The sequence below is a fragment of the Flavobacterium phycosphaerae genome (genome assembly GCF_010119235.1).
GTDB classification, from domain to species: domain Bacteria; phylum Bacteroidota; class Bacteroidia; order Flavobacteriales; family Flavobacteriaceae; genus Flavobacterium; species Flavobacterium phycosphaerae.
This window is the reverse complement of the sequence record NZ_JAAATZ010000001.1, coordinates 2,473,062-2,489,892: the sequence shown is the minus strand read 5'-3', so window position 1 is coordinate 2,489,892 and position 16,831 is coordinate 2,473,062. Positions and strand designations below refer to the sequence as shown.

The window sequence follows — 16,831 nt, the reverse complement described above, 5'->3', positions numbered from 1 at the left end:
TAACAATGATAAATAAAATCATAAACTTTTCAGTAAACAACAAACTGATTACAGGGGTTTTACTTGCTATTTTTGTTTCGTTTGGAATCTACTCATTTACACAATTGAGCGTAGATGCACTACCTGATGTAACCAACAATCAAGTCCAGGTAATTACAAATTCCCCAAATTTAGCTACTCAGGAAGTAGAACAATTTATTACCTATCCATTAGAAACGGAATTCAAATCATTGCAGGAAATGGTAGAATTGCGAAGTACAAGCCGTTCCGGATTATCGGTAATAACAATTGTCTTCAAGGACAACGTGCCTGTAAACATAGCTCGTCAGCGTGTTGACGAAAAAATAAAAACAGCCACAGAAAGCATACCAAAACAATATGGCTCTCCCGAATTATTACCACCAACCACAGGGCTTGGTGAAATTTTTCAATATGTGTTAGTGCCACAAAAAGGATATGAAAAAAAATATAATCTATCCGAATTAAGAACTATTCAGGATTGGATTGTACGCCGTCAGTTATTAGGAACTGTTGGCGTGGTTGATGTAAGTAGTTTTGGAGGTAAACTAAAACAATACGAAGTATCGGTAAAACCAGAGCGATTAGCTGCCAATAATCTAACGCTAATAGATGTTTTTGATGCGCTGCAAAACAACAATGAAAATACAGGTGGAAGTTATATTGATAAAGGTCCGAACATCTACTTTATAAGAGGAGAAGGACTAATTCAAAACTTGGAAGACATCAATAACATTGTAGTAAAAAACAATACTGGTGTTCCTATCCTGATAAAAGATATTGCCGAAGTAAAATTTGGTTCAGCACCTCGTTATGGTGCTATGACAAGAAACGCAAGCGGAGAAACTGTTGGTGGTGTGGTCTTGATGCAAAAAGGAGAAAACGCAGTACGAGTTATTGAACGAGTAAAAGACAGAATAAAATCAATCGAGAAATCATTGCCAAAAGGAGTAAAAATTGATGTTTTTGTAGACAGAACAAAACTAATAGACCGAACGGTTCACACGGTTAGTACAAATCTATTGGAAGGAGCATTAATTGTAATCCTTGTTTTGGTGTTGTTTTTAGGAAGTTTACGAGCCGGGTTAATCGTGGCTTCAGTAATTCCTTTAGCGATGTTATTTGCTATAATCATTATGAATATGTTCGGATTAAGTGCCAATCTAATGAGCATGGGTGCTTTAGATTTTGGACTTATAGTGGATGGTGCAGTTATTATTGTCGAAGCCACGTTGCACATTTTCTCCAAGAATTATAAAAACAATATGCTGTCCCAAAAGCAAATGGATAAGGAAGTAATCAGCAATTCTTCAAAAATCATGAATAGTGCCATATTTGGACAAATCATAATTCTAATAGTTTACATTCCATTATTTGTGTTGAGTGGCGTTGAGGGAAAAATGTTTATGCCAATGGCGCAAACAGTAAGTTTTGCCATATTGGGAGCATTAATACTTTCTCTTACTTATGTGCCTTGGGCAAGTAGTCTTTTTTTAAGTAAAAAAATACACGACAAACCTAATTTTACCGATAGGTTCATGAATAAACTAAACAACTGGTATCAACCGATTCTAGTAAAAGCTTTAGAAAGAAGATTAATGGTAGTTGGAAGTGCCATATTTCTATTCATTGCATCGTTATTTATATTCAATTCTTTAGGTGGCGAATTTATTCCCGAATTAGACGAGGGTGATTTCGCAATGAATTTAAGGATTAGACAAGGTAGTAGTTTACCCCAAACAATAGAAGTTAGTACACAATTAGAAAATTTATTAAAACAATTTCCGGAAGTAAAAGAAGTAGTAAGCAAAATTGGTAGTAGCGAAATTCCAACCGATCCAATGCCTATAGAAAGTGGCGATATAATAATTGTTTTAAAGGATAAAAAAGAATGGACAACAGCACACAATAAAGAAGATTTAGCTGAAAAGATGAATGAAAAATTGAGTGCCATTCCGGGGTGTAATTTGTCTTTTGAGCAACCAATTCAAATGCGTTTTAATGAGTTGATTGCGGGTGTTAAATCGGATATTGCCATTAAGATATTCGGAGATAATTTAGACCGTCTTTTTTCTGAAGCCAATAAAGCAGTTCCGCTTTTAAAATCAATTGATGGTTTAGCCGATATTAAAGTAGAGCAAGTAACTGGGATGCCCAATTTAGTAGTAAATTATAATCGAAATAAGATTGCACAGTATGGTTTGAACATTGCCAACGTAAACCGAATTATAAATACTGCTTATGCAGGTGGAACTACCGGAGTTGTTTATGAGGGAGAAAGAAAATTTGATTTGGTAGTTCGGATTCCAAAAAATCAGAATACGGATATCGATGCTCTTAAAAGTTTATTGATTCCTACTCCAAAGGGTAATCAAATACCATTAAACGAAGTAGCCGAAGTAACATTTAAAACTTCGCCATCCCAAATAAGCCGTGAAGATGCGCAACGCAGAATTGTGATTGAAGCCAATGTTAGAGGGCGTGATGTGGAAAGTGTGGTTTTAGACATTCAAAAAAAGTTAGATGCTAAACTAAAACTTCCTGAAGGTTATTTTATTACTTACGGTGGCCAATTTCAAAACTTACAGGAAGCAAAAGGGCGATTGCAATTGGCTGTTCCTGTGGCATTATTGCTGATTTTCTTTTTGCTGTTTATTACATTCAAATCCATCAAAGAAGCTACTATTATCTTTTCGGCTATTCCGTTGGCGGCTATTGGTGGTATATTGGCTTTATGGGTTCGTGGAATGAATTTCAGTATTTCCGCAGGAGTTGGATTTATTGCATTATTTGGGGTTGCGGTACTCAACGGTATTGTATTAATCAGTTATTACAACAGTCTGAAAGACGAGGGAGAAGATGATTTATTAAAACGAATCTACAAAGGAAGTGCTGCAAGGTTAAGACCTATTTTAGCAACGGCAACGGTAGCCTCATTAGGGTTTTTACCGATGGCATTATCAACTAGCGCAGGCGCAGAAGTACAAAAACCTTTAGCAACAGTTGTAATAGGCGGTTTATTGACTTCTACACTTTTGACTTTATTTGTTTTACCTGTTTTATATTATTTAGTGATGACGCCCAAAAAAACTAAAAAAATAAATCCTGTAATTACTGTTATTGTATTGTTTTTAATGAGCAGTTTATCCTATACAGCAAAGGCACAGACCAATCCTTTACAGTTAAATGACGCTTTGCAATTGGCTATTAAAAATTATCCAACTATTCAGCAGGCATCTTTGCAAACCAAGCAACAACAAGCTTTAACCAAAACAGCTACTGTTTTAGATCCTTTCAATATCAATAGTAATTTGGGTCAAATGAACAGCAAACTTTTTGATTACAATGTTGGGGTAGCACAAGGCTTCAGAGTAACTAATAGTGCGAATAGGAAACTGTTAAATCAGAATGTAACCGTAGCCAAATCGTTTGAAGAAGTTACCAAAAACGAATTGATTAAAAACGTTTCCAATGCTTATTACAATTGGCTTTACAGTTGGCAACAATACAATTTACTGGTTGAAACCGATAAAGTTTTTGCCGACTATGAAAAGTATGCTGATAAAAAGTTTCAAGTTGGCGAAAGTAACAGATTAGAGAAAATCAGTGCTTCATTACAGCGCAAAGAATTGAAAAATCAATTGGCACAAGCCAATACGCAAGTGGTTTATTATTTAGCTGAACTTCAAAAATGGACAAAAAGCAATGAAAACTACACAGCTCCATCAAAGTATGAAGCATTGCCCGAAATCAGTTTAACCGATAGCACATTAGTGAAAGACCACCCTATTTTAAAGTATTTGCAACAACAGATTATTGCAAGAGAATTAGTTGTAAAAGCAGAAAAGGCAAAAGCCATCCCCTCTTTTAATTTGGGCTTTAACGGACAAAGTTTAGACAAAGAAAAGCCTTTCTATTACGGTAGTGTCGGTATCAATATTCCTTTGTTCCGAAACGGTATTAAGGCAAGAAGTCAAGCCGCTGAAATTGAAACACAGATTGCAAAAAAGGAATTGGAAAAATCACAACAAGAATTAGAAACAATCTATTTGCAGCAATTTGAACAGCAAAAACAATATTTGGAACAACTCAATTACTACAAAGCAGAGGGTTTGCCAATGGCAGAAAGTATAATAACTTCCGCACAACGGCTATACAAATCTGGTGACATAGGATATATTGAATATGCCCAGAACCTAAAAGATGCCAATAAAATAAAAACGGATTATCTAACGGTATTGAACAATTACAATCAAACAGTCATCAATATTCAGTATTTAATAAACAAATAAAATTCATCACTATGAAATATAATATAATCATCGCACTTATTGCTATACTGACCTTTAGTTCGTGCAAGAACAGTTCCGAAGAAGCTAAAAAAGAAGAAGCAGCTCCCGAATCAAAAAGCCAAACTACCGTTCACTTTACAGATGCTCAAATAAAAGCTATCGGTTTAGAGTTAGGTAGTTTTGAAAACAAGAATCTAACCTCTTCCTTAAAAATCAATGGAAAACTTTCTTTGCCTCCACAATATCAGGCGCAAGTAAGTATTTTGAGCGGTGGAATTGTAAAAAATATTTACGTTCAAGAGGGCGAATTTGTAAAGGCAGGAAAAACATTAGCTACCATTGTAAATACTGAAGTTTTACAATTGCAACAAGATTATTTAGAGAACAATGCCAATCTTTCTTATTTGGAAAAGGAATACCAACGCCAAAAAGAATTAAGGGATGATAATATCAATGCAGGTAAAACCTATCAACAGGCACAGCGGGAATTGCAGATTGCCCAAGCCAAAAGAGAAATTTTTAAATCTAAATTGATGCAATTGGGTATTAACGTCAATAATCTTTCTTCAAAAAATATTGCTTCAAGCATAGCTATTTCGGCTCCTATAAGCGGTTACATTCAACATATCAATTTGAGTATGGGAAAATATGCTGAACCTAACGCCTTACTTTTTGAGATCATTGACAACCGATTTTTACATTTGGATTTGAAAGTTTTTGAAAAAGACATCCACAAAATAAAGATTGGGCAACAAATAACGTTCAGCGATGCCAATGACATTGCACACACGCATCCTGCAACTATTTATGCTGTAAATAAAGCGTTTGAGCCTAACGAACAAGCAGTATTGGTTCACGCAAAAATTAACGAAATGACCGAAACGGTTTTGCCGGGCATGTATGTAGAAGCAAGAGTAAAAATCAATAATGCGAATGCCGTTGCATTGCCAACAGAAGCTATCGTAAATAATGGTGAAGACCATTTTATATTTATTGAAACAGCCAAGAATACATTTCAGCAAATTAAAATTACTACTGGAGCAACTGATATGGGCTACACCGAAGTAAAAGCCATAGACAAAGTAGCACCCGATGCCAAAGTAGTAATTAAAGGAGCTTATTATTTATTATCAGAGTTGACAAAAGGAAGTGGAGAAGAAGAGTAAAACCAATAAGAAAATCAAATGGCACACCAACACAAATACGATGCAAACGGCAAACAGCTTTGTTGCACACTCGAAGAGAAAATAAATAGGAAAACGGATAAAGATAGCGGTTGTTGCACTACTCACAAAGAGCATAAACATTCAGAGGAAGACGGACACGACCATGACCATTCGAGCGGAAACCAAACTACGTTGCAAATGTTTACACCTGCAATTATAAGTTTTGCTTTATTGCTCGTTGCAATTGCTTTCGACAACTATTTTACGCAAACTTGGTTTAAAGGTTGGGTGCGAATTGGTTGGTATATTGTGGCTTATATTCCTGTTGGTTTTCCAGTTTTAAAAGAAGCTTTTGAAAGCATCCGAAAAGGCGAAATATTTTCAGAATTTCTGTTAATGTGCATCGCCACAATTGGAGCATTTTCTATCGGACAATTTCCCGAAGGAGTTGCCGTAATGCTGTTTTATGCCATTGGAGAAATATTTCAAACATTAGCCGTACAAAGGGCAAAATCTAATATCAAATTATTGTTAGACCAGCGACCTGATGAAGCAACCATTTTAAAGCAAAATGTTGCTATTTCCAAAAAAGCTTCTGAAATAACTATTGGCGAAATCATTCAATTAAAGCCAGGAGAAAAATTAGCGTTAGATGGAAAACTATTGTCAGACAATGCAACTTTTAACACAGCCGCATTAACAGGAGAAAGTAAACCCGATAGTAAGCTCAAAGGAGAAACCGTTTTGGCAGGAATGATAAACCTAAACACCGTTGCTCAGGTAGAGGTAACAACTGCCTATACCGATAGTAAACTTTCAAAAATCCTCGAAATGGTGCAGGAAGCCACAGCCAAAAAAGCACCAACAGAATTATTTATTAGAAAATTTGCCAAAATCTATACACCAATTGTAGTGTTTTTAGCAATTGCAATATGTGTTTTACCTCTTCTTTTTGTAGATAATTATGTGTTTAGAGATTGGTTATACAGAGCATTAGTCTTCTTGGTTATTTCCTGTCCTTGTGCTTTAGTTATAAGTATTCCTTTAGGTTATTTTGGTGGAATTGGAGCAGCAAGCAAAAACGGAATTTTATTCAAAGGTTCAAGCTTTCTCGATATAATGGCATCTATTCAGGTAGTTGTTATGGATAAAACAGGAACGCTTACAAAAGGTGTTTTTAAAGTGCAAAAAGTAGTAGCGATTAATGTTTCAGAGGCTGATTTAGTAAAATGGGTTGCAGCACTTGAAACCAAATCAACACATCCGGTCGGAACAGCCATTATTGAACACGCAAAAGGTATGGAAAAAGGTGCAAGTGTTACTGATGTAGAAGAAATTGCAGGACATGGACTAAAAGGCAAAGTAGATGGAAACCAAATCTTGGCAGGGAATGTAAAACTGATGAAAAAATACAATATCAGTTACGATGCCGAAATCGAGAATACTCCTTTTACAATTATTGTCATTGCCATCAATCAAAAGTATTCCGGCTATTTTCTAATTGCCGATGAAATCAAAGAAGATGCAAAACAGGCAATTGAAAGCTTACATAAAGTAAACATCAAAACCGTAATGCTTTCGGGAGACAAACAGGCTGTTGTTAATGCTGTTGCAAAAGAACTAAACATAGACTTAGCACACGGTGATTTATTACCGGAAAACAAAGTAGAAAAAGTACAAGAACTGAAATTGCAAAACCTAAAAATTGCCTTTGTCGGTGATGGAGTAAATGATGCCCCGGTAGTAGCTCTTGCTGATGCAGGAATTGCAATGGGTGGTTTAGGAAGTGATGCCACAATAGAAACTGCTGACATCGTAATTCAAAACGACCAACCTTATAAAATCTTTACAGCTATCAATATTGGAAAGAAGACAAAACAAATTGTTTGGCAAAATATCGGTTTAGCATTTATTGTAAAAGCAATTGTTTTAGTTCTAGGCGCAGGAGGATTAGCGACAATGTGGGAAGCTGTTTTTGCAGATGTAGGTGTAGCTTTGTTGGCTATTCTAAATGCGGTTCGAATACAGCGAATGAAGTTTTAGAGTTAGTTATTATTCGATAAGTAAAGGGTGTTTGTTTTAAATTGCAAGCATCCTTTTTTGTTTAGTGTTAAAGTAGCGATTTGCATTCCAGTTGCCACTCCTTCCCAATGCTCCTAAAAAAAATACCGTCACAGTTATTGGTGCAATAACACGTACACTGCGTGACTTGCGCCGGTATTTTTTTCTCCCAAGCTTCTTTACATAATGTGGCGTTATAGTTCATAAAGAAATTCCCTGCATCTTTAGAAACCAAATCATGAACTATAACAACATTATGTAAAAAAGCCGCGCACCCAACCCTCAAGGCAGCGGTTCAGCGGCAACTTTTTTAATAGCTCCCATCGCATCACCCAGCTATTAAAAAAACCACCACTTCACCGCCGCCATTAAAAACGTTAACCTTTTCAATAGAAATTCTCCGGTTATCTCTATTTCTATTAACTTTTACCTTAACTGTCTTTAACAACTAACCGTTTAAATCGGTAGTGTTTTCATTGCTTTTATCAGTGCCTTCCCGAATACTTTACAACTAAACTGCTGAAAACTGCAAACTGAATTCTGAACACAATACTCGGCACCCATAAAACCAAACACCAAGCAAGAGTATCATTTTTTATTTGCCAATAACTACAGTATATATTGCTTTCACGATAGCTGATGCCACGACGTTACCAAGCATGCTTTTTTCAATATTAAGCACTGCAAACTAAACACTATTCATTGGCAGCAGCTATCATAAAAGCAATCACAGTCATCCCAATAAGCAAATAAAAAATAATACCCTTGCACGCGCTACTGCACCGTCGCACTCGGCAAGAGTTTTCATTGTTTTTTGAAGATGCTTCCCATTTTCACAACAACTACATTCATAATTCTCCATTCCTAATTACGTTTAGGCATCCTCAAAAATCAAAAGGAGAATGAAAGAGTGTAAAATTTCAGTGCCGGATGAAAAGCATATTTATTATTGGATTTGGATTTTTCATCCGTCCCTCAAAATTTTACACCCTTTCCAAAGACGTCCATCTTCCGATTCAACTCTCATTCCTTCAAATAAAATCCTTTTAAACAAGAATATTTAGAATTGATATTCAAAATAAAAAATAAAAAAAGAGAGCAAAGGTAAGTTCCGGGTATTCAAAAAAGCAAGTTCAAGCCCTTCGGGTTTTGAAAAAAATCTCCACCCAAACCATTTCAAAACAATACTTGTTTTTAAAATAACAACTCCGATTCTGAATAATGCATCGGGTAGTATTTTTTTCAAAAAACTGGCTTTTTTGAAACCCTCCACTTGGATGAACGGCTTTCTTTTTTTCTTTTTTTCTTTTGAAAAATTTATGTGTGCGGAGGGTAGCGAGGCACTCAGATATTCTATAGAAGTCAAGCAGGAAATAGAAGAAAAACTAATCTTTTAAATCCGAAATGATGAAGAACTACATTATTAAAACCCACAAAAAAGACACTTTTTATGCCAAACCGCATATGTTCATTTTGAATAAAGGTCTGAATAGCGGTAAACCTAACAAAGAACCATTTACCAACAGCTTTGTTGTCATTTTCGAAAATGAACAGGATTGTGAAAACATCTATTGGATAACCTATAGCCTTTGGCAATCCAAATTTTGGCACAGAAACCTTGTAGGTTCAGTAATCCCATTTTTAAGAATCTCCGATTTCATAAAAGAGTTTTCAGCTAAAGTTAATGAAATGTTACAAGACTTTGAACAGCATCAAAAAGATGTCCAAGCTTTGCGATTACTCGAACAAAAAGCAAATCAATTCCACCAAAACATCAACCTAATCAATGATATGCGAAGAATCATTCTACATCGCTATTGTAAATAATCAACCATAAAAATGAGCCATATAACACTATTTATCCTTTACCAAACCGACAGTTGGAAAATGAAATCATCAAGAGTCTTTTTTGGTGTTTTCGATTGCAGAAAAAAAGCTTTGGATTGCGCAAAATACCACAATCTATATGCACACAATTCTAAAGTAGTAATTGAAGAAGTTACTCTAAATCAATGTTCAGAACACTAACCAAATAATATAAGCCATGGAAGAAACTATAGACCCATTCAAAGAAGCAATTTTAAACCATTTGCAAGAATTAGCTAATAAAGATGCCTTGTTTGCTAAAACGTTTAACAAGCAATACAAAAATATTGATGATTGTGTTACTTACATTCTGAACGAAGTAAAGCGAAGCCAAAGAAACGGCTTCGCTGACGATGAAATTTTCAGTATGGCAATTCACTACTACGATGAAGAAACTGTTGAAATCGGTTTGCCAATAAAAGCCAAAGTAGTTGTCAACCGAACTATTGTGGGACCACCACAAATCAATCAAACATCAAAATCAACAACTAAAAACGGTGATGCTAATCAAATTTCTTTATTCAAATTATAATGCTATGAAACCAAAAACTGCAATCGAATTTAAAATAGTAGAATTGAGTCAAAACTTGCCTCAAATCACACAACAGCAAAATGAATTAGCATTTACAAAGTGTTTTGATAATTATGCTGTACAATCAAGAAAAAGCTGCTTTTGTCTTGAATGTGGTCACAATTGGAAAGTTTGTGATACCAATAAACTGAAAAAAGTTACTTGTGAAAAATGCTCTAAAAGTTTATTAGTAACTAAAAAATATAGCAACGGACTAAAAGAAACAGATTACTACCAAATAATTACAACGGCTGATAAATTTCAGATTATCAGAATGATTTGCATCACTAAAACAATGAAAAAGAATTGTCAATGTTCTCATTTTGCACATGAAGTTATGCAGATATTCATAGATGAAACAGGAAAAAGCCGGACAATGTCAAAAAATGTAATGGGCTTATCCCATTATTATGACCAATGGATTGTCAGCAGTGAGTTATCACTAAAATCAAATGATAACAACAGCAGATTTTATTTAATACCAAGCTTTATTCAGCCAAACAAAAAAGTGTCGCCAATTGTGAAAAGGAATGGTTTTAAAGGTAAGTTCTTTGGCATTGCACCTCAAATATTGTTTAAGGCAATTCTGTCTGATAGCATTGCTGAAACCTTGCTAAAAGCAAATCAGCACGATATGCTATATTATCATATTAGAAATACAAGTTTAAAATCAACAGGAACTTATTGGAATGCAATAAAAATTTGCATCAGAAACAACTACCAAATTAAAGATGCAAAACTTTGGGTTGATTACATTGATTTGCTTCAGCATTTTATGAAAGATTTCAGAAGTCCAAAATATGTTTGTCCCTTAGATTTAAAAAAGAGACACGACAAATTGATGGCTAAAAAGGTGAAAGAAATTTGGAAAAATACTGTTGAAGAAAACAAAAAACAAATTGGCAAAAACCAGAGACATTACTTTAAAGCTAAGAAGCAATTCTTCGGATTGGTATTTTCAGAAAAAAACATTTCAATAAATGTGATTGAAACCATAAAAGAATTTTTAGAAGAAGGTTGTATTCATAATCATTGTGTGTTCACTAATGAATACTACAAAAAACAAAATTCATTGATTCTTTCTGCAAAAGTAAATGGTGTTCACGCTGAAACAATCCAAATTTCTCTTGAAAATCTTGAGGTTCTTCAATCGCGAGGCAAAGGCAATAAGGCAACTAAGTATAACAAAGAGATTATTAACCTAGTCAACAAAAATCTTCCACAAATCAGGGCAAGGATGAAAACAGCTTGTTAACAAAAAAAAGCCAGGTCTTACGACTTGGCTTTCATTTTGTTTAACCCAAAGGTCACCACAACAGGGTTAAACTATTTTTTGTACTTCTTAATAATACTTTTGAGTACTAATGAAATTGTAAAACTGACAACTGCACCAATAGCAGCTAGTAAAACAGTTTTAAAAACATCCGCTGAATGAATATTTGGAATGATACTCATGAATGTTCCACCGGCAGTACCTATTAAAGTATGACTATTTGTTTGCATTATCTCCTATAGTTGTTAATTGACTTACTGCCGAGGCAACACCTCCGGCTACAACCAAATAACCTCCAACAGAAGTTAAAACAACTGGCAATGCAATAGGGGCTGCCAATATACTTCCGCCAACAGCTGCCAATACCAAGCCAACATTTCGAAGCACTTTAAAAAATTTTGGAGTTGGTGCCGTAGCTCTACTTTTAATATTCATGACTTTAAAGAATTAAATGAATAATCAAGAATATACCCTGAGTGTTGTAGTGCTGCCTAAATTCGAAACAATGGTAAATAAAGGATCTTGGCTTCTCCCACCAATATCTAAAGTCAATTCGCCACCGGTATTTCTTCCTCCAATGTCATAACTTTTTTGACCTACTCCGGAATCAGAACCCGTTCCTTTTCCTCCAATATCATAATTGACATTTTGAAAATCATTAGAAGCATAACTACCTAAACCACCTGAAGAGTCCCTTCCTCCAATTTCGTAACCATAAGGCATTGTCGGTACATCTTGTCTGCCTCCAATATCATTTGCATCGGTACTTTTACCACCAATAACAAGTAATCCTGTACCGACATCGCCTCGACCGCCTATATCGTATTTTGAAGTAGTAGTAAATGGTGTTGGAGGAGGTGCTTGTTTCCCACCGATATCCAAAAGACCTCCTGTATCGGGAGTTTTACTACCTCCAATCGTTGGATTTTGCGTTGACTGTGCATAACTAATAAATGTTCCTAGAACAGCAATAAAAAGAAACAATCTCTGTTTCAGTGCATTTAAAAAATTTGTTTTCATAATAATAAAATTTAAGATTTGATGATGATTAAAACTCGTTGCTTTTCATCCAAAGCCTTATAAACAATAGTTTTAAGCTTAGTAAAAGCTTTTCGGGATAGTAGTCCTAAACCGGCTCCCGAAATCTTTGTAACCGGCGCGATGCAGCCGTTCAATTCTTTAATGGCATTATTGGCAGGATGAATCAAAATAAGATTTCTGTTTTTTACTTCAACCAATTCCAAGTGCCATTTAAACTTTCTGCTAAATCGCTTTTTTAGAAAATATTTCCCTTCCGGAATACAGGAAACCTTCGTTTCGTTATTCTTCCAAGGCAATTCAATTGTGTAGCAAATCAATTTGCCCTCGCATTCGAGTTTGCCATTAGTTCCTTCAGGGAAATAAGTTCGGGTGAGTAAAAGAACCATTACACACCACTGTCAACCTTCACAATCGATAATGGGTTAAAAGCACCGTTTTTAAGCGGATACATCTGACCATTAACTTCTTGGTAGAATTCAATTCCTAACGCCAAGAAAAGAGGTTTTGTACTGGCTGCTGTAACCTGATTGGTTTGTGCAATCGCAACAGTTGCCACTGCATCCCAAGGTAAAATAGCCGTTGCCGAACTTTCCACAATAAAGGTTTCCGCCTCAAAGTCAATTTCTGCACCGGCAGAAATAATTTTGTAATGCGTTGTACCCGATGGAGCTGCAATCATGTTAATCGGTATAAATGATGGAATGTCCACTGTAATTTCACCGCTAACACGGTCTATAGCACCTGTGTAAGGTGCATAAAGACTTGTACCAAGTTTACCTCTGATATTGAACTCAAAACCCAATAACAATTCGGCTTCACCGTCAATCACATTTCGCAAACCACGTTCACTAACCAAGTCAGCTTGAATTACTTTTACCATTTGTTGCGTAAGTCGACTTACCATTCTGCCATCAGCAGAGTTCAATAGCAAAGCTCTTAGAGCGGTTCTAAGCAATTTTCCGGCCTTCCCAGCCCGTCCAAATTCAGAACCGTTTTCACGGGTTCTCTGAAACGCAGGGTCATTTTCTATCCTGCTTTTTTCGATACCTCCCTTCTCGCGGGCAAGGTGCCCGTCTTGCGAAGTTTTATAAAAGGTAATACCTCCGATAGTGCCTTTTAATTTAATTATGCCTTTCTGTCTTGCCATAATTTCTAAACTTTTGATTAATACTCATTTTCACAATTCACTTTCATTTCGATAATCGTTGCAACTAAATCCCGAATGATTTAATCAAAGATTCAAACATTAAAATCACATTTAAAAGAGCTACAATCAATAGCCACAAATAATCGACTATAACCACAAATAATAATGCTTGGAGTTTTCCAAAAATTCTATAGTTTTGTATAATATGAGAGGTATGACATAGCCATACCAAAGGCATAGATAAAGTATCAAATGGGACAAAGCAGCGGAAGAGTGTGCATGTACCCAAAAGACGTTCAACGAATAATGGGAAAGGAATACACCCAGGCAAGGCTGTATTTAATCAAGATAAAGAAGCACCTGAATAAAGAAGATCATCAATACATTTCAGTTGAAGAATTTTCAAAATATACAGGTCTTCCAATAGAAGAAGTTTTGCGTTGTATGCTCTAGGGTAGAAAGAGTAGATTTAGGTCTAACGGTTCTTTGAGAAGCTTACAAACTAGTTCAATAACCAGTTCAAAATATGAACTTTCCCTTGTATATCAGTATAGAAATGATTATATTTGGACATACAATTTAATGTTCTTTATCACAGTTTGATAGTGACCTATTTCGTGACCTATCAACCATAATTACAGCGAATACCTTTAAATACTAGCATACAGAACGAGGTTCGAATCCCTCTTTCTCCGCAAAAGAAAGCCTTCAAGTTTACTTGAAGGTTTTTTTATTTGTAAAAAGTGCCAAAAGTTCACTTTTGAGTACTTTTTACAAATAAAAAAACAAGGCTGTGAAACAGCCGCAGGTTTTCTTTTGCTCAGGTATCCCCCCAACGGGATCACCGAAGGTAATCCCCAGTACTAAAGGTTAAAAGGCCCTTCGACAGGCTCAGAGTGACAGTTGAGTTACGGATTGTATTTGTGTTAAAAAAGTAACACACCATAACTTTATGAATTTACAATTAAACAAACCATTGTCAGTCTGAGCCTGTCGAAGACCCTCCTTAGTTCTGATGATAAAAGAAGCCCTTCGACAAGCTCAGGGTGACAGTAGTATTATGGATTGTATTTATCTTATAAAAGTAAGACCTCCTAACTTAAGTAACTTCCAATTAAACAAACCATTGCCAGTCTGTCCCGATAACTATCGGGAGTCGAAGACCTTTGCTTCACTTTAAATTCGAAGAATTGTAGACTAAAAATTAACTCCTCCTTACGCTAATCCATTTGTTTTATAGTATTTTTACTTTTTAAAATCTTCTTTACATGCTGGAACCTATTAAAAAATTGTTCTCTTCTTTCTCCGGTCCTCTTGTAGAGGACATTGAGAAAAATGCCGTAATACAACAATTTAAAGCCGGAGACGTCATTATACGAACCGGTCAATACATTAAAAACACGGTGTTGGTCATTAGCGGCAGCATAAAAATTTACAGAGAAGACGAAGACGGCGGAGAGTTTTTTATGTACTATTTACAACCCGGTCAGGCATGCGCCATCTCTATGATTTGCGCTACCAAACATGAAACCAGTCAAATCATGGCCAAAGTGGTTGAAGATGTTGAACTGATAATGGTGCCGCTGCCTTTGATGGATAAATGGATGATGCAACACCGTAGTTGGTATGAATTTGTGATAGAAACCTATCGCACTCGATTTGAAGAAGTATTAGATGTAGTCGATAATATTGCTTTTAAAGCCATGGATGAAAGACTTATCTTTTATTTAAAACGACATAGAGAAGCCGGGAACTCCAATAAACTGAACTTATCCCACCAAGAAATCGCCACAGAGCTTAACACCTCCCGAGAAGTAATATCCCGCTTATTAAAAAAATTGGAGCAAAATGGATTAGTACTGTTACAAAGAAATCAAATAGAACTTCTTAAGATTTAGTCCTTCATTCAGACTTACTTTTTTTTATCCGAATGTAACAAATATCACAAAAATTGTAAAATAGCTGTTTTAATTTTACTGAAAATTAGAACAGATGCTTGCTTACCTAAAAAACATCTTAACCCGAAAATGTCCCAGATGTCATGAAGGGGATTTGTTTACCCATAAGTGGTATGAGTTAAAAGACAACAACAAAATGAAATCCCACTGTGCCGTCTGCGGACAACGCACCGAACTGGAGCCCGGATTTTACCACGGTACCGGCTATGTCAGCTATGCTTTGACCGTAGGTTTTTCCATACTGACCTTTGTGTTATGGATTACGCTAACTGACATCGGAATTCGCGATAAACGAATTTTCTGGTGGCTTATCATCAATGTGGTTTTACTCATTCTTTTGCAACCTTGGGTAATGCGAACCTCAAGGGTGTTGTGGTTGTCCTGGTTTTTCCATGATGATGACCATCATTATGCCCACAATAAAAATAAATCATAAAGTATCATCACTAAATAAATTGAAATCATGAAAAAAAATATGGGAACCACAGACCGGCTACTACGTGTTGTATTGGCAATTGTACTAGCTGTTTTATACTTTACTCACACCATCAACGGCACTGTTGCCTTGGTTTTGGGTATCTTAGCTATTGTTTTTATACTAACTAGCTTGGTTAGTTTCTGCCCTTTATATGCACCCTTCGGCATAAACACTTGCTCAAAAAAAACAAAATAATGGAACATCTGATTACCGTTGAAAACATCAAATGCGGCGGTTGTATGAACAGCATTCAGACCGCTTTATTGAAATTAGACCAGGTAGAAAAAGTAACTATCGATAAAGAAACGGAAACTATTTCAGTGACCGGGCAAGTAATGAGGGATACTCTACTTAACCAACTTAACGAGTTGGGCTATCCGGAAAAAGGCAATAATACCTTATTGCGAAAAGCTAAATCCTATGTGAATTGTGCCCTAGGCAGAATGACGTAACCTTAACTAACTAAAAACTGTAGTATGAACGCAACTTTTGAAGCTCTCCTTAATGCTGAAAAACCGGTATTGGTTGATTTCTACGCCGATTGGTGTGGTCCTTGCCAAATGCTGGGGCCTATTTTAAAGGAAGTGAAAGATACCTTGGGAGAGCGGATTAGCATTATTAAAATTAATGTAGACAACAATCAGGAAGCGGCCCAACATTATCGGGTGAAAGGAGTTCCCACGATGATGCTATTTCAAAAGGGCAAATTACTTTGGCGACAATCGGGCGTCTTGTCTAAAATAGAACTGGTGACTATCATTTTTGAAAAATGTACTTGGCCTGAATTACCCAACAAACCTGAATAACCTTAACCATTTGATGATGGAAAAAATAATCTTTGGCATTATCCTTCTACACCTGATTGTCGGCTTTGGCTGGCTGTTCTATAAATTGGAGGTCCAAAAAAAGAAACCTAAAAAATAATACTAAAAAAATGCTTGAGTAATCAGGCATTTTTTT

Annotated in this window: 17 protein-coding genes; 12 read left to right on the top strand and 5 right to left on the bottom strand. The window is 35.8% G+C overall.

Going from position 1 to position 16,831, the window contains the following annotated elements; genetic code table 11:
• Window positions 1-5 precede the first annotated feature (5 nt).
• From GUU89_RS11085 to GUU89_RS11075, 3 genes are read left to right on the top strand one after another with little or no spacing between them, the layout of a single operon-like run.
• Window positions 6-4,310 carry a CusA/CzcA family heavy metal efflux RND transporter gene (locus tag GUU89_RS11085; RefSeq protein WP_162127971.1) on the top strand — a complete coding sequence of 1,435 codons (4,305 nt, stop codon included), beginning with the start codon at window positions 6-8 and terminating at the stop codon, window positions 4,308-4,310.
• Window positions 4,311-4,321: 11 nt separating this feature from the next.
• Window positions 4,322-5,476, top strand: a complete 1,155-nt coding sequence (locus tag GUU89_RS11080) for an efflux RND transporter periplasmic adaptor subunit (RefSeq protein ID WP_162127970.1) — start codon at window positions 4,322-4,324, stop codon at window positions 5,474-5,476.
• Between the two features lie 18 nt (window positions 5,477-5,494).
• Window positions 5,495-7,519, top strand: coding sequence for a heavy metal translocating P-type ATPase (locus tag GUU89_RS11075; RefSeq protein ID WP_162127969.1), 2,025 nt, complete (start codon window positions 5,495-5,497; stop codon window positions 7,517-7,519).
• 1,078 nt (window positions 7,520-8,597) lie between these two features.
• On the opposite strand, the gene GUU89_RS11070 is transcribed toward GUU89_RS11075, so the two are convergent.
• On the bottom strand, window positions 8,598-8,783 hold the full coding sequence (locus GUU89_RS11070) for a hypothetical protein (protein WP_162127968.1): 186 nt from the start codon (window positions 8,781-8,783) through the stop codon (window positions 8,598-8,600).
• 158 nt (window positions 8,784-8,941) lie between these two features.
• On the opposite strand from GUU89_RS11070, the gene GUU89_RS11065 reads away from it, so the two are divergent.
• From GUU89_RS11065 to GUU89_RS11050, 4 genes are read left to right on the top strand one after another with little or no spacing between them, the layout of a single operon-like run.
• The gene (locus GUU89_RS11065; RefSeq protein ID WP_317163888.1) at window positions 8,942-9,364 is read left to right on the top strand and encodes a DUF6943 family protein; all 423 of its coding nucleotides are present in this window, start codon (window positions 8,942-8,944) and stop codon (window positions 9,362-9,364) included.
• A 12-nt stretch (window positions 9,365-9,376) separates the two neighbouring features.
• Window positions 9,377-9,565: a hypothetical protein gene (locus tag GUU89_RS11060; protein ID WP_235922026.1), complete on the top strand. Its 189-nt coding sequence runs from the start codon at window positions 9,377-9,379 to the stop codon at window positions 9,563-9,565.
• Between the two features lie 16 nt (window positions 9,566-9,581).
• Window positions 9,582-9,935, top strand: coding sequence for a PcfK-like family protein (locus tag GUU89_RS11055; protein ID WP_162127967.1), 354 nt, complete (start codon window positions 9,582-9,584; stop codon window positions 9,933-9,935).
• A 4-nt stretch (window positions 9,936-9,939) separates the two neighbouring features.
• Window positions 9,940-11,229, top strand: coding sequence for a PcfJ domain-containing protein (locus tag GUU89_RS11050; RefSeq protein WP_162127966.1), 1,290 nt, complete (start codon window positions 9,940-9,942; stop codon window positions 11,227-11,229).
• Between the two features lie 234 nt (window positions 11,230-11,463).
• Here the strand turns inward: GUU89_RS11050 and GUU89_RS11045 are convergent, their stop codons facing one another.
• From GUU89_RS11045 to GUU89_RS11030, 4 genes are read right to left on the bottom strand one after another with little or no spacing between them, the layout of a single operon-like run.
• The gene (locus GUU89_RS11045; RefSeq protein WP_162127965.1) at window positions 11,464-11,682 is read right to left on the bottom strand and encodes a hypothetical protein; all 219 of its coding nucleotides are present in this window, start codon (window positions 11,680-11,682) and stop codon (window positions 11,464-11,466) included.
• Window positions 11,683-11,706: 24 nt separating this feature from the next.
• The gene (locus GUU89_RS11040) at window positions 11,707-12,267 is read right to left on the bottom strand and encodes a hypothetical protein (protein WP_162127964.1); all 561 of its coding nucleotides are present in this window, start codon (window positions 12,265-12,267) and stop codon (window positions 11,707-11,709) included.
• An 11-nt stretch (window positions 12,268-12,278) separates the two neighbouring features.
• Window positions 12,279-12,674: a DUF5675 family protein gene (locus GUU89_RS11035; protein ID WP_162127963.1), complete on the bottom strand. Its 396-nt coding sequence runs from the start codon at window positions 12,672-12,674 to the stop codon at window positions 12,279-12,281.
• On the bottom strand, window positions 12,674-13,435 hold the full coding sequence (locus GUU89_RS11030; RefSeq protein ID WP_162127962.1) for a hypothetical protein: 762 nt from the start codon (window positions 13,433-13,435) through the stop codon (window positions 12,674-12,676). Before GUU89_RS11030 ends, GUU89_RS11035 begins: the two co-directional genes overlap by 1 nt.
• A 1,268-nt stretch (window positions 13,436-14,703) precedes the next feature.
• On the opposite strand from GUU89_RS11030, the gene GUU89_RS11025 reads away from it, so the two are divergent.
• From GUU89_RS11025 to trxA, 5 genes are all read left to right on the top strand, one after another.
• Complete coding sequence (locus tag GUU89_RS11025; RefSeq protein WP_162127961.1) at window positions 14,704-15,333, top strand: Crp/Fnr family transcriptional regulator; 630 nt, start codon at window positions 14,704-14,706, stop codon at window positions 15,331-15,333.
• Window positions 15,334-15,427: 94 nt separating this feature from the next.
• On the top strand, window positions 15,428-15,829 hold the full coding sequence (locus GUU89_RS11020) for a DUF983 domain-containing protein (RefSeq protein ID WP_162127960.1): 402 nt from the start codon (window positions 15,428-15,430) through the stop codon (window positions 15,827-15,829).
• 27 nt (window positions 15,830-15,856) lie between these two features.
• On the top strand, window positions 15,857-16,066 hold the full coding sequence (locus GUU89_RS11015) for a YgaP family membrane protein (protein WP_162127959.1): 210 nt from the start codon (window positions 15,857-15,859) through the stop codon (window positions 16,064-16,066).
• Window positions 16,066-16,323 (top strand): heavy-metal-associated domain-containing protein, encoded by a 258-nt coding sequence (locus tag GUU89_RS11010; protein WP_162127958.1) that lies wholly within the window; start codon window positions 16,066-16,068, stop codon window positions 16,321-16,323. Before GUU89_RS11015 ends, GUU89_RS11010 begins: the two co-directional genes overlap by 1 nt.
• 24 nt (window positions 16,324-16,347) lie before the next feature.
• Window positions 16,348-16,677: a thioredoxin gene (trxA, locus tag GUU89_RS11005; RefSeq protein WP_162127957.1), complete on the top strand. Its 330-nt coding sequence runs from the start codon at window positions 16,348-16,350 to the stop codon at window positions 16,675-16,677.
• Window positions 16,678-16,831: the final 154 nt, after the last annotated feature.